Source organism: uncultured Tessaracoccus sp. (genome assembly GCF_947255005.1).
Classification (GTDB): domain Bacteria; phylum Actinomycetota; class Actinomycetes; order Propionibacteriales; family Propionibacteriaceae; genus Arachnia.
This window is the reverse complement of record NZ_CAMYFI010000001.1, coordinates 104,372-130,178: the sequence shown is the minus strand read 5'-3', so window position 1 is coordinate 130,178 and position 25,807 is coordinate 104,372. Positions and strand designations below refer to the sequence as shown.

Sequence of the window (25,807 nt, the reverse complement as noted above, 5' to 3'; positions counted from 1 at the left end):
ATATATTTAGCCCCAGCTAGTTAGCCACAGGAAAGTATAGTCGGTGGGGCAAGCGTCTCCACACCACGGACTCATCGGGCACTCAGACGGCCCGTGCATTCCGGCATCCACGCAACTACACTGGCGAGGACGTCTACCCACTAGTTTCGAGGATTCGTGACCAAGCAACTCAACAGAGTCGTCATCCGCTTCGCCGGCGATTCCGGCGACGGCATGCAGCTGACCGGTGACCGCTTCACCGCAGAATCGGCTAGCTTCGGCAACGACATCGCCACACTCCCCAACTTCCCCGCCGAGATTCGCGCGCCGCAGGGCACGCTGCCCGGGGTGTCGAGCTTCCAGCTCCACTTCGCCGATTTCGACATCGTAACCCCCGGCGACGTGCCGGACGTGCTCGTCGCGATGAACCCGGCCGCGCTCAAGGTGAACCTGAAGGATCTGCCCACCGGCACGGTCATCATCGTCGATACGCACGACTTCACCGCGCGCAACCTCAAGAAGATCGGGTGGGACACCAACCCCCTCGAGGACGGCACCCTCACCAATTACACCGTGCATGAGCTGGACCTCACGACGCTGGCGCAGGGCGCCGTCGAAGGCTTCGGCCTCACACGCAAGGACGCGTCGAGGACGAAGAATATGTTTGCGCTCGGTCTGCTGAGCTGGATGTACTCGCGCCCCATCGAAGGCACAGAGCAGTTCCTCTCGTCGAAGTTCGCGAAGACGCCCGACATCCGCGACGCCAACCTCGCGGCGTTCAAGGCCGGCTACGCGTACGGCGAGACCACCGAAGCGTTCGCGGTGCAGACCGTCGTCAACCCGGCCCCGATGCCGCAGGGCCGCTACCGGCAGGTCTCCGGCAACCTCGCCACCGCCTACGGCCTCATGGCGGGCGCCCATAAGGCCGGCATGCAGCTATTCCTGGGTTCCTACCCGATCACCCCCGCCTCCGACATCCTGCACGAACTCTCCCGCCGCAAAGACGTCGGCGTGATGACGTTCCAGGCAGAGGATGAGATCGCTGGCGTCGCCTCCGCACTGGGCGCGAGCTTCGGTGGCGCGCTCGGCGTGACCACCACGTCGGGCCCCGGCGTCGCCCTGAAGTCGGAGACCATCAGCCTCGCCATCATGACCGAGCTCCCGCTCGTGATCGTCGACGTGCAACGCGCCGGGCCGTCAACGGGGATGCCGACGAAGACCGAGCAGGCCGACCTGTTGCAGGCGCTCTACGGGCGACACGGCGAGGCTCCGCTGCCGGTGCTCGCGGCGAAGTCGTCCACCGACTGCTTCGACACCGCGCTCGAAGCGTGCCGGATCGCCGTCACCTACCGCACGCCGGTCATCATGCTCTCCGACGGGTACCTCGCCAACGGCGCCGAGCCCTGGCGCATCCCGGACCTCGACGCGATCCCCGCCATCGAGCCCAACTTCGCCGACCGCGTGCACGACGAGGACCCACACTTCATGCCGTACCGACGCGACCCCGAAACGCTCGCTCGCGAGTGGGCGAAACCCGGAACCCCCGGATTGGAACACCGCATCGGTGGCCTGGAGAAAGATCACCTCTCCGGCAATGTCAGCTACGACCCGGACAACCACGACGCGATGGTGCGCACCAGAGCGGACAAGGTGGCCGGCATCGTGCGCGATATTCCCGACCTCCAGGTGGACGACCCAACCGACGACGCGAAACTGCTCGTGCTTGGCTGGGGGTCAACCTACGGGCCAATCACCGCTACCGCCAGACGTATGCGCAAGCACGGCCACAAGATTGCGACGGCTCACCTGCGCCACCTAAACCCCATGCCCGCCAACGTCGGCGACGTGTTGCGACGCTACGAGCACGTCATCGTGCCGGAGATGAACATGGGCCAGCTCGCGCACGTGCTTCGGGCGAGGTACCTCGTCGATGTGGAGAGCTACTCGCGGGTGCGCGGGCTGCCGTTGTCCATCGCGGAGCTGGAGGAAGATTTCGTACATGCAGTGCAGGCATTGGAGGAGCAGCGATGAGCGGTCTTGCAGGCGTTCCACTAGCCATCGAGCCCTTGCAGCGCAAGGAGATGGTGAGCGATCAAGAGGTGCGCTGGTGCCCGGGCTGCGGCGACTACGCAATCCTGTCCACCTTCCAGCAGATGGCGGCCAACCTCGGCATCCGGCGCGAGAACATCGTCGTGGTCTCGGGCATCGGCTGTTCGTCACGCCTGCCGTACTACGTCGACTCGTACGGCATGCACTCCATCCACGGGCGCGCACCTGCCATCGCGACGGGGCTCGCCGCTACGCGCGAAGATCTCAGCATCTGGGTGGTCACTGGTGACGGCGACGCGCTGTCCATCGGAGGCAACCACCTCATTCACGCGCTGCGTCGCAACGTGAACATCAACATCTTGTTGTTCAACAACCGCATCTACGGGCTCACGAAGGGGCAGTACTCCCCCACCTCCGAGCTCGGCAAGGTGACGAAGTCAACCCCGTATGGTTCGCTCGACGAGCCGTTCAACCCGCTGTCGGTGGCACTGGGCGCGGAGGCGACATTCGTCGCTCGTGCGGTCGACTCTGATCGCACCGGGCTCACTGAGGTGATGGAGCGCGCAGCCCAGCACCGCGGGGCGTCGTTCATTGAAATCTTCCAGAACTGTCCGATCTTCAACGACGGTGCGTTCGATGCCATCAAGGGCCCTGACGCCGTCGAGACCCTCATCCCGCTGCGTCACGGCCAGCCCATCACGTTTGGCAAGGACAGAGACAAAGCCGTGGTCCGCGACGAGTACGGCGCGCTCAGCGTGGTGGAGACCGCCGACGTGGACCCGTCGGCCATCGTGGTGCACGACGAAACGCGCGACGACCCCTCGTACGCCTTCGCGCTGTCTAGGCTTACCGAGCCGGGCGCGCTCAACCAGGCCCCCACCGGGGTGTTGCGCTGCGTGGACCGCCCTGCTTACGACGATCTCGCGCGCGATCAGATCACCGCTGTCGAGTCAACTGACCCGGCTGCTGCGCTAGCCTCAGTGATCGCAGGACCAGACACGTGGGAGGCACGGACAGAATGAATCATTGGCGGCCATCTGCGCCACCGCCGCCGGGTGGCTGGCAGCCGCCGGATGCCGGGCGTCCAAGCCCGCCACGACCCCGCCGGGCCGCTACGCCGCCTGACGCGCCGCAAGGCCAAGACCCGGAGGCCATTCAGTCCATCTTGATGCGCGCTCGCGATCAGTCGCGCTACGAGGCACCCGTCATCGAGGAAGAGCGCCCACGCAGCCCCTTCCCCTGGAAGATGGTCGTCGGGGTGTTCACGGTCGTGGTGGTGCTCGCCGTCGCCGCGGGCACGCTCTACGCGCTCGTGCTGCGCAAGCCCAAGATCGACGAACGCACCATCGTGAAACCCTCCGGCAGCGCCTCCACGGAGACCATCCTCACGCCGCAAGACGCCGTCTCCCAATACCTCCACGCACTCGCCGACGGCGACATCGACAAAGCCTTGAAACTCGGGAAACGCGGAGGCGACGAAGCCAGCACAATGGCGCTGCTCTCCCCCAAAGCTCACCAGGCGATGCGCCAGAAGGCGCCCATTGAGGACATCAAGATTCTGACCACCGACCGGAGGGCTTCAGAGGTGGAGGTGAGCTACACACTCGCCGGAGAGCCCGTACAAACAACTATCCCCGTGGTGCTCGACGACCGCGGGAGTTACGAATTGGAGCACACCACCGTCACCGTCGTGATCGAGCTGGTGCAGGCCGAGTCGTTGCCGCTGCTGGTCAACGGCGTCGAGGTGCCCAAAGTGCAACCCATCGAGGTGGTGCCCGGCGTATACGACTTATCAACGGGATTGCCCTTCATCCAGTACCCGTCGGACAACAGCTTCACGATTGGCTCCCTGCAGTTCGCCGACCAAACTTCGCTGCCTGCTACTCCTACCCTCACCAGCCAAGGCAGCGACGCGTTCCGTTCAGCCATACAGCGCGCTCTCGAACGGTGTACTGAGGTGCAGGCCCCTAACCCCGACGGCTGCCCGCAAGGGGTTCGCCCTGCGAAACCCATCAAGCCGGGCACGCTGAAGTGGACCCTCGTCGGCAACCCTCTCGCCGGCACACAGCCCAGTCTCAGCACTGACGATCTCTCCATCGGGGTGGTCACGCTGAACATGACCTTCAATTTGACCTTCGAATATGCCGACGGCTCCAACCCCGGTACGCAGGAACTCAAGGTTACGGCCCGCGCCTCCGCGAACATGCTCGGCAAGAGCCCCGAGGATGTCGTGGTCACCTGGAACAAGTAAGTGAGCGCGCCCTCCGAGGCCTACTAGGCTGGACGGCATGACTGGACTCGACTTCTCACACCGCGACGACGATGTGCGCCTCGTTGACGACCTATTCCGACACTTCCACGGGCGCTGGCTTGCCACTGCACAAATCGATCCCGATAAATCGTCCGCCGGCTCGTTTGTCGACCTCCACGACGAAGCGGAGGCAAATGTTCGAGCGATCGTCGAAGGCATCCGCAACGCTGAACCGGGCTGTGAGGAAGCGAAAATCGCGCAGCTCTACGCATCGTTCATGGATGAGCAGAAGGTGGAGGAGTTGGGCGCTCAGCCGCTGCGTCCATTCCTGGAGGCCGTCGACGGCATCACCGACGGCGCCTCGCTGGCTGGCTACTTGGGTGACGCGGCACGTCGGGGGTTGCTGAGTCTCATTCACTTCGGCGAAGAGACTGACCCAGGAGACCCTTCTCGCTACGTCTTTTTTGTGGCGCAAAGCGGCCTGGGCCTGCCCGATGAGGAGTATTACCGCCTCGACGAACACGCCGACATCCGCGACGCGTACCGCGCTCACGTCGAGCGCGTGCTCGCGCTTGGCGGTGTTTCCGATGCCGCTGACCAGGCGGAGGCCGTGCTGGCCCTCGAGACGAAGATTGCCGCGCAACATTGGGACAAGGTGCGCTGCAGGGACATCGTCGCAATGTTCAATCCGAAGTCGTGGGAGGAGCTGCAAGATCTCGCCCCTGGATTCGCCTGGGAGCGGTTCCGGGAAGCGGCCGGGATTCCCGTCGAGAAGCTGGAATACGTCGTCGTCGAGCAGCCGTCGTTCGTGGAAGCGATCGCCCGGCTCGTCGACGAGGAGCCCGTCGATGCGTGGCGCGCGTGGGCCCGCTGGCACGTAATCTCGAGCGTCGCTCCATACTTGTCGTCGCAGTTCGTTGAGGCTAACTTCGACTTCTACGGACGCACTCTCTCCGGCACACAGCAGTTGCGCCCCCGGTGGAAACGCGGCATCGCGTTCGTCGAGGGTGTGATTGGGGAGGCCGTCGGCAAGCTGTATGTGGCGAAGCACTTCAAGCCTGAGGCCAAGGCGGCCATGGATGCGCTCGTCGGCAATCTCATCAAGGCCTACGGCCAGTCCATCCGTGAGCTCGCCTGGATGTCGGAAACGACGAAGGAGCAGGCGCTCGCAAAGCTCCGTGGATTCACGCCAAAGATTGGGTATCCGTCGCGCTGGCGCGATTACTCCGCGTTGAAGGTGGGAGACGACCTGCTCGCTAACCTGCTTGCCAGCAACGAGTTTGAGTTCGAATACTCGCTGTCGCGGGTGCTCGGGCCGGTGCAGGAATCTGACTGGGAGATGCTGCCCCAGACGGTGAACGCGTACTACCATCCGTTGCGCAACGAGATTGTGTTTTCCGCGGCGATTCTGCAGCCCCCATTCTTCAATATTGATGCCGACGATGCGGTTAACTACGGCGCCATCGGGGCCATCATCGGGCACGAAATTGGACACGGTTTCGACGACAAGGGCTCCACCACCGATGCTGAGGGCAAGATTCGTGATTGGTGGACCGCCGACGACAAGGCCGCGTTCGACCAGGCCACGTCGCGGCTCGTGAGCCAGTACGACGCGCTCTCCCCGGAGGGCATCGACGGGCACGTCAACGGCAAGCTCACGCTGGGTGAAAACATCGGCGACCTCGGCGGCGTCGGTATCGCGTACAAGGCTTGGCTGATCGCCGGCGGGCGCCCCGATGGGGAACCAATCGACGGGTTCACTCCCGCGCAGCGGTTCTTCCTGTCGTACGCGCAGGTGTGGCAGTCGAAGCGCCGCCCGGAGATGGCGAAGATGCTGCTCAGCGTCGACCCGCACTCCCCCGCCGAGTTCCGCGTGAACCAGATCGTGAAGAATGTCGACGCTTTCCACGACGCCTTTGGCACCGCCCCCGGCGACGGCCTCTGGCTCGATCCGGGGGAGCGCGTCAGCATCTGGTGATTGAGGCTGCGGGCTACTCAACCACCGGCCGAAGGCGCGCCTCGCCCCAGCCGACCATCGAGTGGGCGACGCAGTCGCCGTATCGAGATGCCCCGGTGAAGGTAACCCAATACTCACACGCGTTTGCCGAGGAAGGCGTTTCTGGCCAATTCTCGGAAACGAAAGTGGATATCGGGTTAGCTGACGGATGCGACGTGGTTTCGATACGCCCGCTCCGCGGGCTACTCGACCACCTGGGCTCGCTCATCTCGATGATTGAGTAGCGCCGCAGGCGCGTATCGAAATCATCCCGGATGTGGTTTCGATACGCCCGCTCCGCAGGCTACTCAACCACCGAAGATCTGTGGCTCAGTGTTCGCGGTTGATGAGTTCGTCGCAGACTTCGAAAAGAGCAGCCTTGGCGTCGCAGTCAGGCAGTGGGGCGAGCGTCTCACGGGCGAGTGCAGCGTGGCGTTCCACCTCGGCCTTCGCCTCGTCCATGATCGGGTGGGCGCGAAGCTGTTTCAGCACTTCCGCCAGCGTGCCGTCGTCCGTGAGATCACCGTCGATGAGAGCCAGCAGCTCGGCGTCAGCCGGGTCGTTGTTCTTGCGCAGCATGAGCACCGGCAGGGTCGGCACACCCTCCCGCAGATCGGTGCCGGGCGTCTTGCCCGTCTGATCGGAGCTGATGTCGATGAGGTCGTCGGAGAGCTGGAACACCGTTCCAATCTCCTCGCCGAAATTGCGCAGCGCCTCGATGTGCTCGGTGCTCGCGTTCGCCGCCATCGCACCGAAGCAGACCGATGCCGCGATGAGCGAGCCCGTCTTGTCAGCAATCACCTGCAGATAATGCTCGAGAGGATCGTCGTCCTCCGACGGGCCAATCGTCTCCGCAATTTGCCCCTGCACGAGCCTAGAGAACGTCCTGGACTGCAACTGCACGAACTCCGTGCCAAGGTCAGCCACCATGTCGGAGGCTTGCGAGAACAAGAAATCGCCGACGAGGATCGCCACCGAGTTGCCATAGAATCGGTTGGCCGACGGCGCCCCTCGCCGCACGTCGGCCTCGTCCATGACGTCGTCGTGGTACAGGCTGGCGACGTGCGTGAGCTCCATCACCATCGCGGCGCTCTGAAGACGCTGCTCGTCGCTCACCTCGCCGAACTCACTCGCCACGAACACCAGCATGGGGCGGAAACGCTTTCCGCCGGCCTCGATCACATGGCGCGCTGCTTGCGTGACGTACGGGGTGTTTGCCACGGCCGCATCGGCCAGAAGCGGCTCGAACTCGTCGAGCCGCTTCTGAATCCTTGCGTCAAACGATGCGGTCATCAGCGGATGAACTCCGAGAACTGCCCGAACAGATCAAGGATTCCACCGGGAACCAGGCCGAGGATCACCGTCGCGAGCGCGGAGATCACCACAAGGCTCCACACCCACAGCGACGGAGTGGCCACGACCACCTCGGAGTCCTCGTCTGCGGTCTCGAACCACATGGCGACGGTCACCTTGAGGTAGAAGTACGCCGCCACCACGCTCATGATGATCGCGACGACCACCAGCCACGCGTAGCCGCCTTGGAAGGCTGCCGCGAACACGGCGAGCTTGCCGACGAAGCCCGCGGTGAGCGGGATGCCTGCGAAGCTCAAGAAGAACAGCGTCATCACGCCGGCCAGCAGCGGGTTGCTCTTGCCGATGCCCTTCCAATCATCCAGGGAGGTGGCCTCACCGCCCGCCCGACGCACGCACATCACGAGGCCAAACGCGCCCAGCGTCGCAACGCCATAGGTGAGCAGGTAGAAAGCCACCGCACCCAGGGAGGTGACGAAGACGTCCTTGTCGAGCACGACTGCGCCGACGACACCCACGAGGATGAAACCGGCGTGCGTGATAGCCGAGTACGCGAGCAGGCGCTTCATGTCGGACTGCCACAGCGCGATCACCGCGCCGACGACCATCGACAGCACCGCGACAACGGCGATGAACGGCTGCCAATCCCATCGGGCGCCACCCAAGCCGACGTACAGCACGCGCACCAGCGCAGCGACGGCGGCAGACTTCGTCGCAATCGCCATGAAACCGGTCACCGGGGTGGGTGCGCCCATGTACACGTCGGGGGTCCACGAATGGAACGGTACCGCGCCAACCTTGAACAGCAATCCGACGGAGACCAGCATGAGGCCGAGCAGCAACAGCCAGTAGTTGGCGGTCTGTGAGCGCACGGCCTCGGCGAGGCCGGTGAGCTTCAGCGAACCAGAGAATCCGTACAGCATGGCCACGCCGTAGAGGAAGATGCCCGAGGCGAGCGATCCGAGCAGGAAGTACTTCAGACCGGACTCCTGCGACAGCAGGCGTCGACGACGCGCCATCGACGACAGCAGGTACAGCGGCAGCGAGAACACTTCGAGCGCCACAAACATCAAGATGAAGTCGTTGGCGGAGGCGAAGAGCATCATGCCTAGCAGCGCGAACAGCAGCAGCGGGAAGACCTCAGTGTGCTCGCGACGAAGGCGCACCGCCTCGCGCTCGAGGGGGGAACCGGGGGCGGCCGCAGCCGACGGCGCAAACGCCGACTGGCCGTCGGAGACGCCCCGCTCAGCGAACAACGCGACGCCGCCCAGCCCGAACACGAGCAGGAGTATCCAGAACACCAGCGTCGGACCGTCGTACGAGATCGTGTCCATCGCAAGCTTCTGTGGCTGGAAGTCGCCAAGCTGCAGCGCGAGGGCCGCACCAGCGCCCAGGATGGTGAGCGACGCGAGGCTGGTCTGCACGACGTAGCGCGAACTGCGCGGTGCGAAGGCCTCGACCACGACGGCGAGCACGGCGCCGCCGAACACCACGAGCAGCGGTGCGAGCAACGCCCACTCGATGGTGGGTGCCGTAATCTCCAGGACGTTCATCAGCGTCCGCCTTCCTTCATCTGTGGGGCGGGATCCGAGACACCTGCAACAGTGAGGAAGCCCGTCGAGGCCTCATCGATGATTTGCAGTGCCGGCTTGGGCAGGAAGCCCAGGACAAGGAGCAGCACGATGAGCGGGAAGACCGCCGCCTTCTCGCGAAGGCTCAGGTCCTTGCTCACCTTCTCCTCAACTTGCTTGGTGACGGGGCCGGTCATGGTGGTCTTGTACAGGCGCAGCACGTAGCTGGCAGCCAGCACCATGCCCACCACCAGGAAGGCGACGTGCACGGGATAACGCTGCCACGTGCCGGCCATCACCAGGAACTCCGAAACGAAGCTCGACATGCCAGGTAGCGCCAGCGCCGACAGGCCAGACAGCAGGAAGAACCCAGCCAGTACGGGAGCCACCTTTTGCACGCCGCCGAAGTCGTTGATGTCCTGGCTGCCGCGGCGGACGACGAGGAATCCAACGACGAGGAACAGCGCAGCTGTCGAGAAGCCGTGGTTCAGCATGTAGAAGATCGAGCCTGTCATCGACTGCGTCGTGAGCGCAAAGATGCCCACCACCATGAAGCCGAAGTGGCTGATGGAGGTGTAGCTCACCAGGCGCAGCATGTCAGTGGCGTTCAGCGCCATCAACGCGCCGAAGAACATCGACACGACGGCCCAGGTGATCACCACCGGCGCAGCCCACTGCACCGATTCGGGGAAGATCACCAAGCAGATTTTGATGATGCCGAAGGTGCCGATCTTGTCCAGCACACCGACGAGCAACGTCGAGGTGCCCGGAGACCCGGCCGCGGCGGCGTCGGGCAGCCAGGAGTGCACGCCCACCAGCGGCGCCTTCACGGCGAACGCGAAGAACACCGCGATGAACAACCAGTGCGCGGTCGAGGTCGCCATCTCCAGCGAACCAAGGTCCTGAATCAGCAGGCTCGGCTGACCCTGCGAAACGGACACCGCGTAGAGCCCGACGATGCCCACCAGCAGCACGAGCCCGCCGGCCAGCGAGAACAGCAGGAACTTCACCGCGGCGCGCTGCCTTCCCTCACCACCGAAACGTCCAATCATGAAGTAGATGGGAATGAGCGTGGCTTCGAAGGCGAGGTAGAACAGCAGCAGGTCGCCGGCGAGGAACACGAACAGCGCAAGGCCCTGCATGAGCAGCGCGAGCGAAAAGAAGCCCGACGCCGTCCCGCGCACGTCGCTGCGCTCGTCGATGTGCCACTCGGCGAGCAGCACGACCGGCACGAGAATGACGGTCAGCAACACGAGCACCGCGTCCATGCGGGTCATATCGAGGGCGTAGAACGCACCAATCGGGCGAATCCACGGCACCGAGATGGCGAGCGATGTGGTGCCTGTAATGCTCATCGCGGCAGTCACGCAGCCGAGCACGAGCGTAGTCAGCGCAAAGCCCATGCCGATCAGCTTGGCAGTCGGCCCCTTGAGCAGGGCGACAACGACCGAGCCGACGATCGGTAGCAGGGCGAGGATGGTCAACAACATAGTTTCAAATCTCCTTAGCCCAGCTGTCCCAGTACGACGACGAGCAGCAACACGACGACACCGCCGACGAGCGTGAGTCCGTAACTGCGGGAGTACCCGTTCTGGGTCTTCCGCAACGCACCGCCGAGGCCCGCCGCCACCGACGCACCGCCCTCAGGGATCCCGTCGAGAGTTGTGCGGTCGAACCAGGCGAGGCCCGACGCGATGCCCTTGACCGGCTGAATGACGGCGTACTTGTTGAATTGGTCACCGTAGAGATCCGCGCGGCCAGCAAGCAGCACCGGGTTCTTCGTAACGGGGGCCTTCTTAGGAATGTTGTCCTTGAACATGAACCAGCCGACGAACACACCGACGGCGACCGTCGCCATGGTGAGCCAACCAATCGACGTGATGTGCAGCAGCCCGGTCTCGTGCACCTCGTGGCCGGTGGGAACGGCGAGCCATTCCTGAATCCAGCCGTTCATGAACAGGCCAGCCACGAGCGACAGCACCGCGAGGATGATCAGCGGGATCGTCATGATGAGCGGCGACTCGTGCGGATGCACGTCCTTCTCCCAGCGTGCCTGGCCGAAGAACGTCATCATCATCAAACGCGTCATGTAGAACGCAGTGATGCCCGCACCCACCAGAGCGAGGATGCCCAGCACCATGTTGGTGCTGAAGGCGGCTTCGATGATGTGATCCTTCGAGTAGAAACCCGCCGTGAAGGGGAATCCGATGATGGCGAGGTAGCCCATCGCAAACGTGAGGAAGGTGATCCGCATCGCCTTCGACAACCCACCGAAGTTGCGCATGTTCACGTCGTCATTCATGCCGTGCATGACGGAGCCGGCGCCTAGGAACATATTGGCCTTGAAGAAGCCGTGGGTGATGAGGTGGAAGATCGCGAACGCGGCACCGATCGGGCCGAGGCCGGCCGCGAGCATCATGTAGCCAATCTGCGACATGGTCGAGCCAGCGAGCACCTTCTTAATGTCGTCCTTGCTGGAGCCGATCCAGGCACCGGCAAGCAGCGTGACGGTACCGACGATTGCGACGGCCAGCGTCGCCTCTGGGCTTACCGCGTAGATCGCGTGCGAGCGGATCACGAGGTACACGCCGGCGGTGACCATCGTCGCCGCGTGAATGAGCGCGGAGACTGGCGTCGGGCCTTCCATGGCGTCCAGCAGCCAAGACTGCAGCGGAACCTGCGCCGACTTACCACACGCGGCGAGCAGGAGCAGGAACCCGAGCAGGGTAGCCCAGCCACCCATATTCGGTGCCGCCTCGTTGACCGCCTGGAAATCGACGGAGCCGATGAGCGCGAACATGGTGAAGATCGCGGTGGCCATGCCGAGGTCACCCACGCGGTTGACGATGAACGCCTTGTTACCAGCCGCTGCCGCGGACTCGCGGTGAGCCCAGAACGAGATGAGCAGGTACGAGGCGAGGCCCACGCCTTCCCAGCCGATGAACAGCATGAGGTAGTTGTTGGCCAGCACCAGCGTCAGCATCGCGGCGATGAAGAGGTTCAGGTACGCGAAGAACCGTCGACGACGGGGATCCTCCGCCATATAGCCGATCGAGTAGATGTGGATGAGCGAACCCACGCCAGTAATCAGCAGCACGAACAGGATGGACAGCTGGTCAACCAGCAGTGCAATGTTCACGCTCCACGAGCCGGTGGCAAGCCACTCGTAGACCTGAATGCTCACGGCTTCGGGCTGCTCCAGCATCTGCAGGAACAGCAGCAGGCCGATCACGAAGGAGGCGATGGGCGCCAACGTCGCCAACCAGTGCCCCCAGCTGTCCGACACCTTGCCGAGCAGCAGGAGCAGGAACGACGTCGCAAGCGGAATCGCGATCATCAACGGAGCGAGCGCAAAGAGGCCAACGGCCACGTTCGCTTCCAGGGTTTCGAGAAGAATCACGGTTACGCCTCTCAGAACTTCATGAGGTTCGCGTCATCGACGGATGCCGAGCGACGCGTCCTATAGACGGCAACGATGATGGCGAGGCCAACGACAACCTCAGCAGCGGCGACGACCATCACGAAGAAGGCCGCCATCTGCCCTTCGAGGCCGCCGTGCTGGCGGGCAAACGCGACGAACGCGAGGTTCGCTGCGTTCAGCATGAGCTCGATCGACATGAACGCGATGATCGCGTTGCGGCGCAGCAGGAACCCTGCCACCCCGACCGTGAACAAGATCGCGGAAAGCACGAGCAGTGATGCGGTGGTCATGCCTGGCCTCCTTCGATGTCGGCTCGAGCGGATTCGATGGCTTTGCGGACCTCGTCGGTGGGCGCACGCAGCTGGTCAACATCGACGGCGATGCCGCGGTCGAGCAGCGTCTGCGACAGCGATGTCTCAGCAACGGAGCCGTCAGGCAGCAGCGCCGGGGAGGCAATCGAGTTGTGGCGCGCGTACACACCGGAGCTGGGCCGCGGGCCGGGGTGGGCGCCTTCTTCGGCGTAGGCCTTGGTGCGCTCCTTGGCGGAGCCCCACTGGCTGACCTTCTTCTTGAGTTCGTCGCCGTGGGTCAAGACGAGTGCACCCATCGGTGCGATGATGAGCAGCGCGGCGGCGAGCTCGAACACGATCACGTAGTCGTGGAAGACGAGCTTAGCGAGGCCCTCAACGTTGCCGGCCCCGTTCGCGGCTGCCAACCCTGCGGGTTCCCCGAAGGTTGCCAGCTGCCCAACCACCGCGATGATAAGGATGCCGAAGCCGAGGGAGGCAACGATCGATGCGGCGCGGTGGCCCTTGATGGTTTCCACCAGCGAATCAGTGCTGTGCACGCCGATGATCATCACGACGAACACGAACAGCATCAAAATGGCGCCGGTGTAGACGATGATCTGCGCGACGAACAGGAAGGGAGCGTCCAGCGCGCCGTAGAGCACTGCCAGGCCGATCATGACGCCGGCCATGCACACTGCAGAGTGCACCGGCTTGCGGGAGACAATGAATCCCAGTGCGCAGGCCACCATGATCGGCGCTGCGATCCAGAAGGCCACATCCGATGCCGTGGCCAAGGGAATGAAGGTCGTCATTCAACCGCTCCTTGGGTGGTGGCGCTGCGGGTATCCAGCTCTCCGGTGGCGGGGAGTCCGGCGTAGTAGTCGTCCTCATCGTCGCCGAGCCGACGCGGGTGCGGCGGCTCTTCCATACCGGGCAGCAGCGGTGCGAGCAGCTGGTGCTTCTCGTAGATGAGGCTCTCTCGAGTATTGTCGGCGAGCTTCCAGGTGTTCGTCATGGTGAGCGCCCGGGTGGGACACGCCTCGATGCACAGGCCGCAGAAGATGCAGCGCAGGTAGTTGATCTGGTAGACGTGCCCGTAGCGCTCGCCGGGCGAGAACCGCTCGTCCTCGGTGTTATCTGCGCCCTCGACGTAGATGGCGTCTGCCGGGCACGCCCAGGCGCAGAGTTCACAACCGACGCATTTCTCGAGCCCGTCGGGCCAGCGGTTCAGCTGGTGGCGGCCGTGGAAGCGCGGCTGCAGCACCTTCTCAGGATCCTTGTGCGGGTAGTCCTGGGTGAAGGTTTTGCGGAAGATCGTCTTGAACGTGATGCCAAATCCGGCCCACTCATCGGTGAATCCCATCAGGCGTCCTTCCCAGTCGTCTCGGTGTCTGCGTCGTCCTCGTCGTCGGTGGCCCCGGCGACGACACCCGCCAGCTCAGGCAGCACCTGGCCCTTGCGCGGCGGCACCGGATAGCCGCCCGCGAACGGATCGAATACCTCGGGGTGCTCCGGTTCGGGTTCGGGCGTGGGCTCGAGATCATCGCGACGCTTCGAAGCGAGGAGCCAGAACCCGCCGATGGCGACCAGCACGCCGGTGAGCGCGGAGGCCTGCGGGAACAGCATCACGAGCACGAGGTAGACCAGCACAATCTCGATGAGGTACTTCCAGCCGAGGTTCATGAACTGGTCGTAGCGGAAACGCCAGGTTGCGCCGCGGAGCCACATGAAGAAGCTGAACACGAGCTGTACCTTGATGACGAACGAGAGCACGCCCCACCAGCCCGGATCAGCGAGGCCCGGGATCAGGTTCAGCGGCCACGGCATGAGGTAACCGCCCAGGAAGAGCGTGACGCACATCGCCGACACCGTCAGCATGTTGATGTACTCCGCGAGGAAGAACATCGCGTAGCGGAAGCCGGAGTAGTCGGTCATGAAGCCCGACACCAGCTCCGACTCACACTCGGGCAGGTCGAACGGTGCGCGGTTGGTTTCGCCCACCATCGAGATCACGTACACCACGAAGCATGGGAACAGCAGGAAGAAGTACCAGCCGGTGATGTGGTGGTTGCCGTCCATGAACAGCTGGTTCGTGAACGGAATCGCGAAGGGAATCGGCTGGTTCTGCGCCTCGACGATCTCCCACGTGGACATCGAACCGGAGCGCATCAGCACACCGACGATCGCCAGACCCATCGCGAGTTCATAGGAGATCATCTGCGCTGCCGAGCGGATCGAACCGAGGAACGAGTAGGAGTTCGACGACGCCCAACCCGCGAGCACGACGCCGTAGATACCGATGGATGCGATCGCCATGACGAACAGCGCCGCCACCGGAAGGTCGGTGAGCTGGAGCCTCGTCTCGACGCCGAACATCGTGACCTCACCGGCGAAGGGAATCACGGCCCAGCCGGTGAAACAGGCAAAGCCTGCGAGGATCGGTGCGAGGTTGAAGATGAACGCGTCGGTGTTTGCCGGACGGTAGTCTTCCTTGAAAATCAGCTTGGCGCCATCGCCGAGCGCCTGCCCCAAACCGAACGGGCCGTTCATCACTGGGCCGATGCGGTTCTGCATCTTGCCCAGCAGGCGCCGCTCGTACCACACGTTGAAAATGGTCCAGACCAGCAGCACTACGAACAGCAGCAGGATCTTGACCACGGTCAACCAGAATGGGTCGTGGAAGAAGACGGGATTCATGCCATTGCTCCCTCGTTGATCGTGACGGCGGTCACCGTCACGGGTGTGCCGGGCAGCGCCGCGAGTCGGCTACCACCCGGATTCAGCGGCGCCCAGACGACGTCGTCAACCATGCCGCGCACCACCTCGACGGGCAGCACCTGCTCGCGCCCGTCGCATTCGATGCGGGCGTGGGTGGCGAGACCGAGGCGCTCAGCTGTGGCAGCGGAGACGCGTGCGACGGCAGGACGGGCGGTCTTGCGCAGTGCGACCTCGTGGTCGTTGCCGCGCGAGGCGTCGAGCAGCTCACGCCAGCCGGCGAGCAGGACGCCGTCGGCTTTCGCGGCGGCGGCGCACTGCGGGGCGGAGGCGCGAGCGCCTTCCCAGTCCTGCAGCTCCTGGAAGCTCGCCCAGGCGGCTGCAGGCGTGCGAACGCCTAAGTCGGAGCCCAAGGCGTCCGAAAGTGCGGCGAGGATGCGCAGGTCGGTCATCGGCGAGTGCGCCGTCGAAGTCACCAACCCGATGGGCAGCTCGCGGCCTTCCCAGTTCAGGAAGTGGCCTGTTTGCTCCTCCACCAGCGCGGCGGGGAACACGACGTCGGCGCGCTCCGTCACTTCGGAGGGGCGCTGCTCGATACTCACGACGAACTCCGCAGCCTCCAGCGCGGCCAGCGCGGCGGCCGGATCAGCCATGTCGCCGGCCTCGACGCCAGCCATGATGAGGGCCTTCAGCGTGCCCTGCTGCACAGCGTCGAACTGCTGCTGCGCGTTGAGCCCCTCGGTGTCCGGCAGCGAGTCGACGCCCCAGGCGGCAGCGACATCGACGCGAGCACCGGCGTCGGAGACCTGCCTACCGCCCGGCAGCAGGCCAGGCAGGCAGCCCGCATCGAGGGCACCTCGGTCGCCTGCGCGCCGCGGCATCCACGCCAAGTGGGCACCGGTTGCGTCGGCGATTCGGGTGGCGGCGCTCAGCACGCCGGGCACGGTGGCCGCCCGCTCCCCCACCATGATGATGGTGCTGTCGTCGAGATTCTCCAGCGCTTCCAGGGCTGCGACTTCGTCGCCAGGCGCCGTCGGGATCAGCGTCGCGGATAGCTTCTCGGAGCCTAACGACGCGAACGGCGCAATCACCTGCACCTTGAGGTTGTGTTTGCGTACCGCCTTGCGCAAGCGCAGGAAGGCGATGGGCATCTCGTCTTCGGGCTCGAACGTGACGAGGATCACGGTGCTCGCCTGTTCCACGTCGGACCAGCCGACCTGGGTGCGTCCCGCAACGCGGGCCGCCAGGAAGATGGCTTCCTCGTCGGAGGACGGGCGGGAGCGGAAATCGATGTTATTCGTGCCCAGCACGGCGCGCGCGAAGCGCGAGTAGCCAAGCGCGTTTTCGACGCTGAGGCGTCCACCAGTTTGCACGCCAACGGCACCGCCAGCCTGCTTGAGGCCCGCCACCGCAGCGTCGATGGCTTCCGGCCATGAGGCGGGACGCAGCACGCCGTTGTCACGCACGAGCGGGTTGGTGAGGCGATCTTCGCGGGCGTAGACGAAGCCGAAGCGGCCCTTGTCGCAGCTCCACTCCTCGTTGATCTGCGGATTGTCCCCGGCGAGGCGGCGCTTCACCTGGTGGTGGCGATGGTCAACGCGCAACTCACATCCGGCCGCGCAGTGCTCGCAGGTGCTCGTCGTGGAGACGAGGTCGAACGGGCGAGCCTGGAAGCGGTACGCCGCCGAGGTGAGCGCGCCGACCGGGCAGATCTGGACGACGTTGCCAGAGAAGTATGAATCGAACGGCTTGGTGTCGTCGATGGCGATCTGGCTGACCGCGCCGCGCTCTGAGAGGTGGATGAGCGGGTCGCCTGCAATCTGATCTGCGAAGCGGGTGCAGCGCTGGCAGAGAATGCAGCGTTCGCGGTCCAGCAGGATCTGTGCGGAGAGATTGATGGGCTTCGGGTAAGTGCGTTTCGGCAGGCCGTAGCGCGACTCCCCCGTGCCGTGACTCAGCGACTGGTTCTGCAGGGGGCATTCACCGCCCTTGTCACAGATGGGGCAGTCGAGCGGGTGGTTGATGAGCAGGAACTCCATCTGCCCCTGCTGCGCCTTCTTCGCCACCGCAGAGGTGACCTGCGTCTTCACCACCATGCCCTCAGCCACCGGCATGGTGCAGGCGGGCTGGGGCTTCGGGAAGCCGCGCCCGTTGCCGGCGTCTGGAATCTCGACGAGGCACTGGCGGCAGGCGCCGGCGGGGTCGAGCAGCGGGTGATCACAGAAGCGAGGGATGTTCGTGCCGACGCTCTCCGCCGCACGGATGATGAGGGTGCCCTTCGGCACGCTGACGGACACACCGTCGATAGTGCACGTGGTGAGTTCCTCCGACGGCACAACCTGGCCTGCGCTCTTGGCGTCGACGCTCATCGCGTGGCTCCTTCCTTGGCGAAGATGGCGCTCTTCTCGTAGGGGAAGAGTTCCCAGGCGGGCGTGTGGTACCCCTGCTCGAACTCTTCGCGGAAGTGCTTGACGGCGCTGTTCACGGCTGCCACGGCACCGTCGGCGAGGGCGCAGAACGAACGGCCGCCGATGTTCGCGCAAATGTCGAGCAGCTTGTCGACGTCACCTTCCTGGGCTTCGCCGCGTTCGAAGGCCATCAGCAGCTGCACCAGCCACCAGGTGCCTTCACGGCACGGGGTGCATTTGCCGCAGCTTTCGTGCTTGTAGAACTCGACGAAACGCAGCGTGGTGCGCACGATCGAGACGGTGTCGTCGAACACCTGCAGCGCCTTGGTTCCCAGCATAGAGCCGGCGCCCGCCATACCCTCGTAGTCAAGTGGAATGTCGAGGTGCTCGTGGGTGAGGATGGGCGTAGAAGAACCGCCGGGGGTGAAGAACTTCAGCTTGTGGCCGTGACGGATGCCGCCGGACAGTTCGATGAGTTTCCGCATGGTGATACCCATGGGTGCCTCGTACTGGCCCGGGTTGGTGACGTGCCCAGACACGGAGTACAGCGTGAAGCCCTTCGACTTCTCGGTGCCCATCGCCTGGAACCATTCCTTGCCGTTGGTGATGATGGAAGGCACCGACGCGATGGACTCGACGTTGTTCACCACCGTTGGCGACGCGTACAGGCCCGCGACGGCAGGGAACGGCGGGCGAAGTCGCGGCTGGCCGCGTCTGCCTTCGAGCGAATCCAGCAGCGCAGTTTCCTCGCCGCAGATGTAGGCTCCGGCTCCGGCGTGAACGATGATGTCCAGGTCGTAGCCGCTACCGAAGATGTTCTCGCCGAGGTAGCCCGCGTCGTACGCTTCCTGTACGGCGGCTTGCAGGCGGCGGATGATGTGCACCACCTCGCCGCGGCAGTAGATGAAGGCCTGGTGCGAGTTGAAGGCGAAGCAGGAAATGATGATGCCCTCGACCAAGGTGTGCGGGGAGGCCATCAGCAGCGGCATGTCCTTGCAGGTGCCGGGTTCCGACTCGTCAGCGTTGACGACGAGGTACTTCGGGTTCGGGTTGTCCTGCGGAACGAAGCTCCACTTCATGCCTGTGGGGAAGCCAGCACCGCCACGGCCGCGCAGACCGGCGTCCTTCACCAAGGTGATGATGTCGGCGGGCTGCATGCCCAGCGCCTTGCGAGCTGCCTGGTAGCCGCCCGTCTTCTTGTACTGGGCAAGCTTCCACGACTGCTTCTCGCCCCAGTGGGCGGACAGTACCGGGGTCAGCGTGTCGGTCACTTCGCGTCCTCCTCAGCTGCGGGCGGCTCAGGCAGATTGTTCGGGTCGGGAGCGGTCCAGCCGCGTTCCCGAGCGATCTCGACGCCGCGCAGCGACGCTGGCCCGGCTGAAGGGCCTTCGTCGGCGCGTCCGTCAGAGAATCCGGCAAGCACGCGCTCGGCATCCTTCCAACAGGTGATGGCCGCGCCGCGTGAGGAGCAGATGGGCTTGTCGTTGCTCAGTGCGTCGAGCAACTCCTTGGTCTTCTCCGGGTCCATGTTGTCGAAGAACTCCCAGTTGACCATCATGACCGGCGCGTAATCGCATGCCGCGTTGCACTCCAGGCGTTCTAGGGAAATCTGGCCGTCTTCGGTGGTCTGACCCTCGTCAATGCCGAGGGTGTCTTTCACCTGTTCGAGCAGGATGTCGCCGCCCATCACCGCGCACAGCGAAGTGGTGCACACGCCGAGGTGATGCTTACCGGCCGGCCGGCGCTTGTACATCGTGTAGAAGGTGGCCACGCCCGACACCTGCGCGGCGGAGATGCCGAGCACCTCTGCGCACGCTTCGACGCCGCGGGGACTGATGCGTCCGTCGACCGACTGCACCAGGTGCAGCATCGGTAGCAAGGCCGAGCGCGGCTCGGGGTAGCGGTCGGCGATCTCTTGCAGCTCGTGCATGGTGACATCGTCGATGTTCGTTGACGTGTCGGAGTAGTCAATCGTGCCCGAATCCGCGAAGTGCGTCTTGAACTCACCACTCATCGGTCAACACCTCCAAGAACTGGGTCGATGCTTGCCAGGGCGACGACGACATCGGACATCATGCCGCCCTCGCACATGTAGGGGATGGATTGCAGGTGGTGAAATCCGGGGTCGCGCATGTGCACGCGGTAGGGTTTCGGGCCGCCGTCAGACACGACGTGACAGCCGAGCTCGCCCTTGGGAGATTCGACAGCCATATACGCCTGACCGGCGGGCACCTTGAAACCCTCGGTGACGATCTTGAAGTGGTGAATGAGCGCTTCCATCGAGCCCGTCATGATGTGCTTGATGTGCTCGTTCGAGTTACCCTGACCGTCGGCTCCGATGCTGAGCTGTGCAGGCCAAGCAATCTTCTTATCTTCCACCATCACAGGCTGGCCCTGCGTCTTCTCCAGACGCTCGAGGCACTGCTCGACGATCTTAAGCGACTGCCAGGTTTCGTCGAGACGTACCCGGAAGGCGCCGTAGGAGTCGTCGCCCGTCCAGGTGACAACGTCGAAATCGTAGGTTTCGTAGCCGCAGTAGGGCTGCTTCTTGCGCAGGTCCCACTCGTAGCCGGTGGCGCGCAAACGCGGCCCTGTGACGCCGAGCATCATCGCCCCGGTGAGATCAATGCGGGCGATATCCTTCATGCGTCCGATGAAGATGGGGTTCTCGTTGCAGAAGCCCGCGTACTCGGGTAGGTGCTTGTGCAGCCAGTCGATGACGCTGCGAAGGTGGTCGAGCCCGCCCTCTGGGAGGTCGTTGGCGACACCGCCGGGGCGGATAAACGCGTGGTTCATGCGCAACCCGGTGAGCGCTTCGAAGAAGTCGAGGATCACCTCACGCTCACGGAACCCGATGGACATGACCGTCGTCGAGCCGATCTCCATGCCCCCGGTGCCGATGGCAACCAGGTGCGAGGCGATGCGACACAGCTCCATCACGAGCACTCGAATCACTTGCGCGCGCTCGGGGATGTCGTCGGTGATGTCGAGAAGCTTCTCAACCGCCATGCAGTACACGGCTTCGTTGAACAGCGGTGCGACGTAGTCCATGCGCGTCATGTACGTGACGGCCTGGGTCCACGTCTTGAACTCGGCGTTCTTCTCGATGCCCGTGTGCAGGAAGCCGATGCCGGGGCGGATGGAGGTGACGGTCTCACCTTCCATCTCGAGCAGGAGGCGCAACACACCGTGGGTGGACGGGTGCGAGGGGCCCATGTTGATGACGATGGTCTCGTCGCTGCGCTCGGCCTGTTCTGCGACAATCTCTTCCCAGTCGCCACCCTGGGGGAAGTAGGCGTGATCGGCTGGCTTCTCGCCGGGGGCCGCGTAAACGTCCTGGCTCACGAGTAGCTCCTTCGCGTGTCTGGCGCCGGAACCTTGGCGCCCTTGTACTCGACGTCGATGCCGCCCAGCGGGTAGTCCTTGCGCTGCGGGTGGCCTTCCCAATCGTCCGGCATCAGGATGCGCGTGAGGCCGGGATGGCCGTCGAAGACGATGCCAAACATGTCCCACGTCTCACGCTCGTCGTAGTCGGCCATCGGGTAGGTGGCGCACACCGAGGGGATGTGGGGGTCGCCGTCGGGGCAGCTCACTTCGAGCCGGACGCGACGGTTGTGCGTGTAGCTGAGCAGGTGGTAGACGGCGTGCAGTTCTGCGCCGGTCTGCTGGGGGTAGTGCACACCCGAGACGCTCATGATGACCTCGAAGCGCAGCCACGGGTCGTCGCGGAAGGTTCGGGCCACCTGGGCGAGCTGCTCACGCGGGACGTAGATGGTGAGTTCGCCGTTGTGGTAGAGCATTGGGAAGCTCTCCGCCTCGGGCAGCGCGTCGACGGCACGACGGTAGATCTCGTCGGCGTCCACATCGCCGAACGGCGGCGTGGGGACGCCCGGCATGGAGATTTCTCGCACCATGCCGCCGAAGCCCGACGTATCGCCCGAGCCACGCGACCACATGCCCTGTTTCGTTTCGAACACGGGCGCGCCCTGCGCGGGCTCTTGCGCGCGCTTCGGGATGTGCTCCTCGCTCATCGCATGAGTCCCTTCTGCTCCACCTTGGCAGGCGCAGCCAGCGCGGCCTGCTCGAGTTCTTCAATCTCCGCCGCACGGTGGGCGCCCATCTTCGTGTTGTGCCACACCTCTTCACGCAGTTTGAAGATGCCGTCGATCAGCTGGTCGGGGCGGGGCGGGCAACCGGGGATGTACATATCCACGGGGAGGAAGTGGTCGGCGCCCTGGATGACGGCGTAGTTGTTGAACATGCCACCAGAACTGGCGCAAGCACCCATGGAGATGACCCACTTGGGGTTGGGCATTTGATCGTAAATCTGGCGCAGCACCGGGGCCATCTTCTGACTCACGCGACCAGAGATGATCAGGAGGTCAGACTGGCGCGGCGAGCGAAACACTTCCTGCCCCCAACGGCCGGCATCGAACCTCGGCGTACCGAAGGCCATCATCTCGATGGCGCAGCAGGCAAGGCCCATCGTCGCAGGCCACCACGACGTCTTACGCATCCACCCTGCGATGGCTTCCACCGACGTCAGCAGGACGCCTGCCGGAATCTTGTCTTCGAGACCCATTGCACAACTTCCTTTATCTGATCAGTCCCAGTCCAGGCCCTTGCGGCGCAGGACGTAGAAGAATGCGACGAACACCAGCGCGATGAAGATCACCATCTGGATGACGACGAAGAAGTCCATTTGGTTGCGCGACACCGCGAAGGGATACAGGAAGACCACCTCGATGTCGAACACGATGAACAACATGGCCGTGATGTAGTACTGCACCGGAAAGCGGCCGCCACCAGCAGGCTGCGGAGTGGGCTGGATACCACACTCGAACGCGTCATGCTTGGAGCGGTTGTAGCGCTTCGGGCCTACCACTGCGCTGAGCAGCATGGATACCACCACGAAACCCGTGGCCAACACCATCATTCCCACGATGGGGATGTAGGGGTTCATGCGGACTCCTTCACTCGATTGTTGTTGCTCATGCCGACGGCGCCGCCTTCGAGAGCACATTGATGATGTGATCAGCCCAGTCGCCGTCGTGGGCGTCACGCAGGTCTGCGAGTAGTTTCATGACGAGGTGCATAAGGTGCTTCCGGGGAAGACCGTACTTCGTGCACAAGCGCATGATCGTCGGGTTGCCAATGAGCTTGGCAAAGATGGTACCGAGTCGGTAGTAGCCGCCCAGCTCCGCCCTGAGTTTGATGGGGTAACCCTGCAGTGCGCGCTCCGCGCCAGACGTACCAATACCGCGCGCGAACGCGTCGGCACAGGCGTCGGCGGCCCACTCGGCGGCCTCCATCGCGTACGCGATGCCCTCGCCGTTGAAGGGGCTCACCATGCCGCCAGAGTCTCCGACGAGGAGCAGCCCTCGCCCGTAATGCGGCTGACGGTTGAACGCCATCGGCAGTGCGGCGCCCTGCACCTTGCCCACCTGGTTCTCGTCGCGGTATCCCCACTCATCGGGAGTGTTGTCGAGCCAGCGTTTCAGCATTGCGCGGTAGTCGGTGTTGCCGAACCCCTTCGAGGTGCTGGTGACGCCGAGGCCGACGTTGACCGTGCCGTCACCCATGGGGAACACCCAACCGTAGCCGGGGAGCAGGTTGGAGTTGCCGGGCTCGCCGTCCCAGAGTTCGAGCCAGCTCTCGAGGTGGTCGTCGTCGTGCAGCGGGCTCTTGTAGTAAGTGCGCACGGCAACGCCCATCGGGCGATCTTCACGTTTATTGATGCCCATCGCAATGGCCAGCCGCGCCGAGTTGCCGTCGGCTGCGACGACGAGCGGCGCCCGGTACTCGTCGCCCGCCTTGGTGCGCACGCCGGCGATGCGCCCGGTGCGCTCGTCCAAGATGGGCGCAGACACGTTCGCACCCTCGACGAGATTGGCGCCGCTGGCCACCGCGATCTTGGCAAGCATGTCATCGAAGTCGGCGCGTGGGCGGGTCAGCCCGAAGCTCGGGAAGTCATGCAACTCAGGCCAGGGGAAGAGGTACGGATCTTTTCGGCCGGCGTACACCCTCAGGCCGTGGTTGTGGAGCCAGCCGTTACTTTCTGACACGTCCACGCCTAGGCGAATGAGCGCCCTCGTGGCCCGAGGCGTGAGCCCGTCGCCGCAGACCTTGTCGCGGGGGAACTGCGACTTTTCGAGGAGCGTTACCTGCAAACCGTGGCGAGCCAGGTACGTGGCAGCGGTGGACCCGGCGGGACCGGCACCGACGACGATGACGTCCGCTTCGCAAGCGGGTTGAGTCATTCCTGCCACCTCAAACATCTATCCAGCATTGGTCATTCCCGGGTCAGTCTAGGCCCGCCCGACGATTGGTGCCAGCCGGCCACACCGTCGCAAATTAGGTGATGGCGGGCTTGCGAAATGTTGCCCTCTTTCCAGGGCCAGGAGCGCGTGCGGCGGGCGCCAACGGGGAGGGTGACAGGCTACCCCGGCGTCCGCCGTATTGGATTCTCACTAGGGAAAACAACGTCGATCGGCCTATCGCGGACCCCGCTTAGCAGTACGTCCAGTCGAGCAACCCAACCAACCTCGCTATGCTCAGTCGGGTGATGCTGGATTTTGGGACCGCCCGGATGCGGGCAACCACGGTTGCTATTGACGACCCGGGGCCGCTGGAACGCTTTCTTCCAGCATCGGAACCTGCTGCCGCGTTCTTACGCAGGGGCGAAGGATACATCGGCATCGGGGAGGTGGCCCGGTTTGAGACCGACTACATCGACACCGCTGACGTGTGGTGGGGCGAGATTGCTTCCCAGATCGACCACGATTCTGAGCTTCCTGGAGTAAGCGGTGTCGGCCCACTCGCCTTCGGTTCGTTCGCGTTCGACCCCGATCGTTCCGCCTACCGTTCTGTGCTGACCGTGCCGCGGGTGATCCTCGCCAGGCGCGGCGAGCACGCCTGGCTCACGAAATTGGGCGACCATCGCGAGATGTCATTGCCCGAACCTGGCGAGCCGCTGCATTTCCCCAAACTCACGCTCGATACGGGCACCATCACCCAAGATGCTTGGGCCCAGATCGTCGCGCAGTGCGTGGAGCACATCCGCCGCGGCGACGTGCACAAGGTGGTGCTCGCACGAGACCTCATCGCGAAATCTGCCGAGACGATCGACCTTCGGGCCCTCCTGGCACGCCTGGCTGAACGCTACCCGATGACCTGGACGTACCTCGTCGACGGCATGATCGGCGCCACCCCGGAACTCCTGGTGCGAGTATCCGACGGGCTTGCCACCTCGCGGGTACTCGCAGGCACAGTTTCCGTCGATCCAGACCACACCGACCCGCTGGCCAAAGCAATGCAGCTGGCACGCAGCGAGAAAGACCTGGGCGAGCACGCGTTCGCCGTCGACTCCGTCGCCGAAGCGCTCCGGTCGTTCTGCAAGGCCATGAACGTGCCCGAGACCCCGTCGGTACTCCCGTTGCCTAACGTGCTGCATCTCTCCACCGACATCACCGGCGTGGTTGAGGAAGGATCGAGCTCCTTGCGCCTGGCCGCCGCACTGCACCCCTCGGCCGCCGTGTGCGGCACGCCCACGCACCTCGCCCGCGACATGATCGCCGATCTGGAACCCATGGACCGCGGGCGCTACGCGGGCCCCGTCGGGTGGGTCGACATGCACGGCGACGGGGAATGGGCCATCGCGCTCCGAGGCGGCCACGTGCGCCCCGAAGCGCCTAACGAGATCCGCATCTTCGCCGGCGCGGGCATCGTCGCCGACTCAGACCCGAGCTTGGAGCTTGAAGAAACCCGGGCGAAGTTCCTGCCGATGCTGCAAGCCTTCGGCCTGGAGTGAAGCCCG

22 protein-coding genes are annotated in these 25,807 nt (G+C 64.2%); 6 read left to right on the top strand and 16 right to left on the bottom strand.

Going from position 1 to position 25,807, the window contains the following annotated elements; genetic code table 11:
- Positions 1-156 precede the first annotated feature (156 nt).
- The 5 genes from Q0X61_RS00580 to Q0X61_RS00560 all read left to right on the top strand — a co-directional run bounded on the left by Q0X61_RS00580 (position 157) and on the right by Q0X61_RS00560 (position 6,520).
- Positions 157-2,010, top strand: coding sequence for a 2-oxoacid:acceptor oxidoreductase subunit alpha (locus Q0X61_RS00580; protein ID WP_297739228.1), 1,854 nt, complete (start codon positions 157-159; stop codon positions 2,008-2,010).
- Positions 2,007-3,050: a 2-oxoacid:ferredoxin oxidoreductase subunit beta gene (locus tag Q0X61_RS00575; protein WP_297739225.1), complete on the top strand. Its 1,044-nt coding sequence runs from the start codon at positions 2,007-2,009 to the stop codon at positions 3,048-3,050. Before Q0X61_RS00580 ends, Q0X61_RS00575 begins: the two co-directional genes overlap by 4 nt.
- A 146-nt stretch (positions 3,051-3,196) precedes the next feature.
- Complete coding sequence (locus tag Q0X61_RS00570) at positions 3,197-4,279, top strand: hypothetical protein (RefSeq protein ID WP_297739222.1); 1,083 nt, start codon at positions 3,197-3,199, stop codon at positions 4,277-4,279.
- 37 nt (positions 4,280-4,316) lie between these two features.
- Complete coding sequence (locus tag Q0X61_RS00565) at positions 4,317-6,257, top strand: M13 family metallopeptidase (protein WP_297739219.1); 1,941 nt, start codon at positions 4,317-4,319, stop codon at positions 6,255-6,257.
- Positions 6,254-6,520 (top strand): hypothetical protein, encoded by a 267-nt coding sequence (locus Q0X61_RS00560; RefSeq protein WP_297739216.1) that lies wholly within the window; start codon positions 6,254-6,256, stop codon positions 6,518-6,520. The genes Q0X61_RS00565 and Q0X61_RS00560 overlap by 4 nt, the downstream gene beginning before the upstream one ends.
- Before the next feature lie 85 nt (positions 6,521-6,605).
- On the opposite strand, the gene Q0X61_RS00555 is transcribed toward Q0X61_RS00560, so the two are convergent.
- From Q0X61_RS00555 to Q0X61_RS00480, 16 genes are all read right to left on the bottom strand, one after another.
- On the bottom strand, positions 6,606-7,568 hold the full coding sequence (locus Q0X61_RS00555) for a polyprenyl synthetase family protein (protein WP_297739213.1): 963 nt from the start codon (positions 7,566-7,568) through the stop codon (positions 6,606-6,608).
- The gene (gene nuoN, locus Q0X61_RS00550) at positions 7,568-9,139 is read right to left on the bottom strand and encodes an NADH-quinone oxidoreductase subunit NuoN (RefSeq protein WP_297739210.1); all 1,572 of its coding nucleotides are present in this window, start codon (positions 9,137-9,139) and stop codon (positions 7,568-7,570) included. The genes Q0X61_RS00555 and nuoN overlap by 1 nt, the downstream gene beginning before the upstream one ends.
- Complete coding sequence (locus Q0X61_RS00545; RefSeq protein WP_297739207.1) at positions 9,139-10,647, bottom strand: NADH-quinone oxidoreductase subunit M; 1,509 nt, start codon at positions 10,645-10,647, stop codon at positions 9,139-9,141. Before Q0X61_RS00545 ends, nuoN begins: the two co-directional genes overlap by 1 nt.
- A gap of 14 nt (positions 10,648-10,661) precedes the next feature.
- Entirely contained in the window at positions 10,662-12,494 is a 1,833-nt protein-coding gene (gene nuoL / locus Q0X61_RS00540; RefSeq protein ID WP_297739350.1) for an NADH-quinone oxidoreductase subunit L, read from the bottom strand.
- A 74-nt stretch (positions 12,495-12,568) separates the two neighbouring features.
- Positions 12,569-12,868, bottom strand: a complete 300-nt coding sequence (gene nuoK, locus Q0X61_RS00535; RefSeq protein WP_108870253.1) for an NADH-quinone oxidoreductase subunit NuoK — start codon at positions 12,866-12,868, stop codon at positions 12,569-12,571.
- Positions 12,865-13,680 carry an NADH-quinone oxidoreductase subunit J gene (locus Q0X61_RS00530; protein WP_297739204.1) on the bottom strand — a complete coding sequence of 272 codons (816 nt, stop codon included), beginning with the start codon at positions 13,678-13,680 and terminating at the stop codon, positions 12,865-12,867. Before Q0X61_RS00530 ends, nuoK begins: the two co-directional genes overlap by 4 nt.
- Complete coding sequence (nuoI, locus tag Q0X61_RS00525) at positions 13,677-14,231, bottom strand: NADH-quinone oxidoreductase subunit NuoI (RefSeq protein WP_297739202.1); 555 nt, start codon at positions 14,229-14,231, stop codon at positions 13,677-13,679. The genes Q0X61_RS00530 and nuoI overlap by 4 nt, the downstream gene beginning before the upstream one ends.
- Complete coding sequence (nuoH, locus tag Q0X61_RS00520) at positions 14,231-15,565, bottom strand: NADH-quinone oxidoreductase subunit NuoH (protein ID WP_297739199.1); 1,335 nt, start codon at positions 15,563-15,565, stop codon at positions 14,231-14,233. Before nuoH ends, nuoI begins: the two co-directional genes overlap by 1 nt.
- Positions 15,562-17,952 (bottom strand): NADH-quinone oxidoreductase subunit G, encoded by a 2,391-nt coding sequence (locus Q0X61_RS00515; protein WP_297739196.1) that lies wholly within the window; start codon positions 17,950-17,952, stop codon positions 15,562-15,564. The genes nuoH and Q0X61_RS00515 overlap by 4 nt, the downstream gene beginning before the upstream one ends.
- Positions 17,949-19,262 (bottom strand): NADH-quinone oxidoreductase subunit NuoF, encoded by a 1,314-nt coding sequence (gene nuoF / locus Q0X61_RS00510; RefSeq protein WP_297739193.1) that lies wholly within the window; start codon positions 19,260-19,262, stop codon positions 17,949-17,951. Before nuoF ends, Q0X61_RS00515 begins: the two co-directional genes overlap by 4 nt.
- Positions 19,259-20,005 (bottom strand): NADH-quinone oxidoreductase subunit NuoE, encoded by a 747-nt coding sequence (gene nuoE, locus Q0X61_RS00505; RefSeq protein ID WP_297739190.1) that lies wholly within the window; start codon positions 20,003-20,005, stop codon positions 19,259-19,261. The genes nuoF and nuoE overlap by 4 nt, the downstream gene beginning before the upstream one ends.
- Positions 20,002-21,336: an NADH-quinone oxidoreductase subunit D gene (locus Q0X61_RS00500; protein WP_297739188.1), complete on the bottom strand. Its 1,335-nt coding sequence runs from the start codon at positions 21,334-21,336 to the stop codon at positions 20,002-20,004. Before Q0X61_RS00500 ends, nuoE begins: the two co-directional genes overlap by 4 nt.
- Positions 21,333-22,022: an NADH-quinone oxidoreductase subunit C gene (locus tag Q0X61_RS00495; RefSeq protein ID WP_297739185.1), complete on the bottom strand. Its 690-nt coding sequence runs from the start codon at positions 22,020-22,022 to the stop codon at positions 21,333-21,335. The genes Q0X61_RS00500 and Q0X61_RS00495 overlap by 4 nt, the downstream gene beginning before the upstream one ends.
- Positions 22,019-22,573: an NADH-quinone oxidoreductase subunit B gene (locus Q0X61_RS00490; RefSeq protein WP_297739182.1), complete on the bottom strand. Its 555-nt coding sequence runs from the start codon at positions 22,571-22,573 to the stop codon at positions 22,019-22,021. Before Q0X61_RS00490 ends, Q0X61_RS00495 begins: the two co-directional genes overlap by 4 nt.
- Positions 22,574-22,594: 21 nt before the next feature.
- Positions 22,595-22,954 carry an NADH-quinone oxidoreductase subunit A gene (locus Q0X61_RS00485; RefSeq protein WP_108870274.1) on the bottom strand — a complete coding sequence of 120 codons (360 nt, stop codon included), beginning with the start codon at positions 22,952-22,954 and terminating at the stop codon, positions 22,595-22,597.
- 28 nt (positions 22,955-22,982) lie between these two features.
- Positions 22,983-24,251, bottom strand: a complete 1,269-nt coding sequence (locus Q0X61_RS00480; RefSeq protein WP_297739176.1) for a geranylgeranyl reductase family protein — start codon at positions 24,249-24,251, stop codon at positions 22,983-22,985.
- Between the two features lie 305 nt (positions 24,252-24,556).
- Here Q0X61_RS00480 and Q0X61_RS00475 point away from each other — a divergent pair, with 305 nt between their 5' ends.
- Positions 24,557-25,801: an isochorismate synthase MenF gene (locus Q0X61_RS00475; RefSeq protein WP_297739174.1), complete on the top strand. Its 1,245-nt coding sequence runs from the start codon at positions 24,557-24,559 to the stop codon at positions 25,799-25,801.
- The last annotated feature ends 6 nt before the right edge of the window (positions 25,802-25,807 follow it).

Excerpts from the sequence above, each read along its gene's own strand:
- nuoI (WP_297739202.1), bottom strand. The coding sequence starts at position 14,231 with ATGGGATTCACCGATGAGTGGGCCGGATTTGGCATCACGTTCAAGACG.
- nuoH (WP_297739199.1), bottom strand. The coding sequence starts at position 15,565 with ATGAATCCCGTCTTCTTCCACGACCCATTCTGGTTGACCGTGGTCAAG.
- Q0X61_RS00555 (WP_297739213.1), bottom strand. The coding sequence starts at position 7,568 with ATGACCGCATCGTTTGACGCAAGGATTCAGAAGCGGCTCGACGAGTTC.
- Q0X61_RS00515 (WP_297739196.1), bottom strand. The coding sequence starts at position 17,952 with ATGAGCGTCGACGCCAAGAGCGCAGGCCAGGTTGTGCCGTCGGAGGAA.
- Q0X61_RS00565 (WP_297739219.1), top strand. The coding sequence starts at position 4,317 with ATGACTGGACTCGACTTCTCACACCGCGACGACGATGTGCGCCTCGTT.
- Q0X61_RS00495 (WP_297739185.1), bottom strand. The coding sequence starts at position 22,022 with ATGAGCGAGGAGCACATCCCGAAGCGCGCGCAAGAGCCCGCGCAGGGC.
- Q0X61_RS00485 (WP_108870274.1), bottom strand. The coding sequence starts at position 22,954 with ATGAACCCCTACATCCCCATCGTGGGAATGATGGTGTTGGCCACGGGT.
- Q0X61_RS00575 (WP_297739225.1), top strand. The coding sequence starts at position 2,007 with ATGAGCGGTCTTGCAGGCGTTCCACTAGCCATCGAGCCCTTGCAGCGC.
- Q0X61_RS00480 (WP_297739176.1), bottom strand. The coding sequence starts at position 24,251 with ATGACTCAACCCGCTTGCGAAGCGGACGTCATCGTCGTCGGTGCCGGT.
- nuoE (WP_297739190.1), bottom strand. The coding sequence starts at position 20,005 with ATGAGTGGTGAGTTCAAGACGCACTTCGCGGATTCGGGCACGATTGAC.
- Q0X61_RS00570 (WP_297739222.1), top strand. The coding sequence starts at position 3,197 with ATGCGCGCTCGCGATCAGTCGCGCTACGAGGCACCCGTCATCGAGGAA.
- Q0X61_RS00490 (WP_297739182.1), bottom strand. The coding sequence starts at position 22,573 with ATGGGTCTCGAAGACAAGATTCCGGCAGGCGTCCTGCTGACGTCGGTG.
- Q0X61_RS00530 (WP_297739204.1), bottom strand. The coding sequence starts at position 13,680 with ATGACGACCTTCATTCCCTTGGCCACGGCATCGGATGTGGCCTTCTGG.
- nuoL (WP_297739350.1), bottom strand. The coding sequence starts at position 12,494 with ATGATCGCGATTCCGCTTGCGACGTCGTTCCTGCTCCTGCTGCTCGGC.
- Q0X61_RS00475 (WP_297739174.1), top strand. The coding sequence starts at position 24,557 with ATGCTGGATTTTGGGACCGCCCGGATGCGGGCAACCACGGTTGCTATT.
- nuoN (WP_297739210.1), bottom strand. The coding sequence starts at position 9,139 with ATGAACGTCCTGGAGATTACGGCACCCACCATCGAGTGGGCGTTGCTC.
- nuoK (WP_108870253.1), bottom strand. The coding sequence starts at position 12,868 with ATGACCACCGCATCACTGCTCGTGCTTTCCGCGATCTTGTTCACGGTC.
- Q0X61_RS00545 (WP_297739207.1), bottom strand. The coding sequence starts at position 10,647 with ATGTTGTTGACCATCCTCGCCCTGCTACCGATCGTCGGCTCGGTCGTT.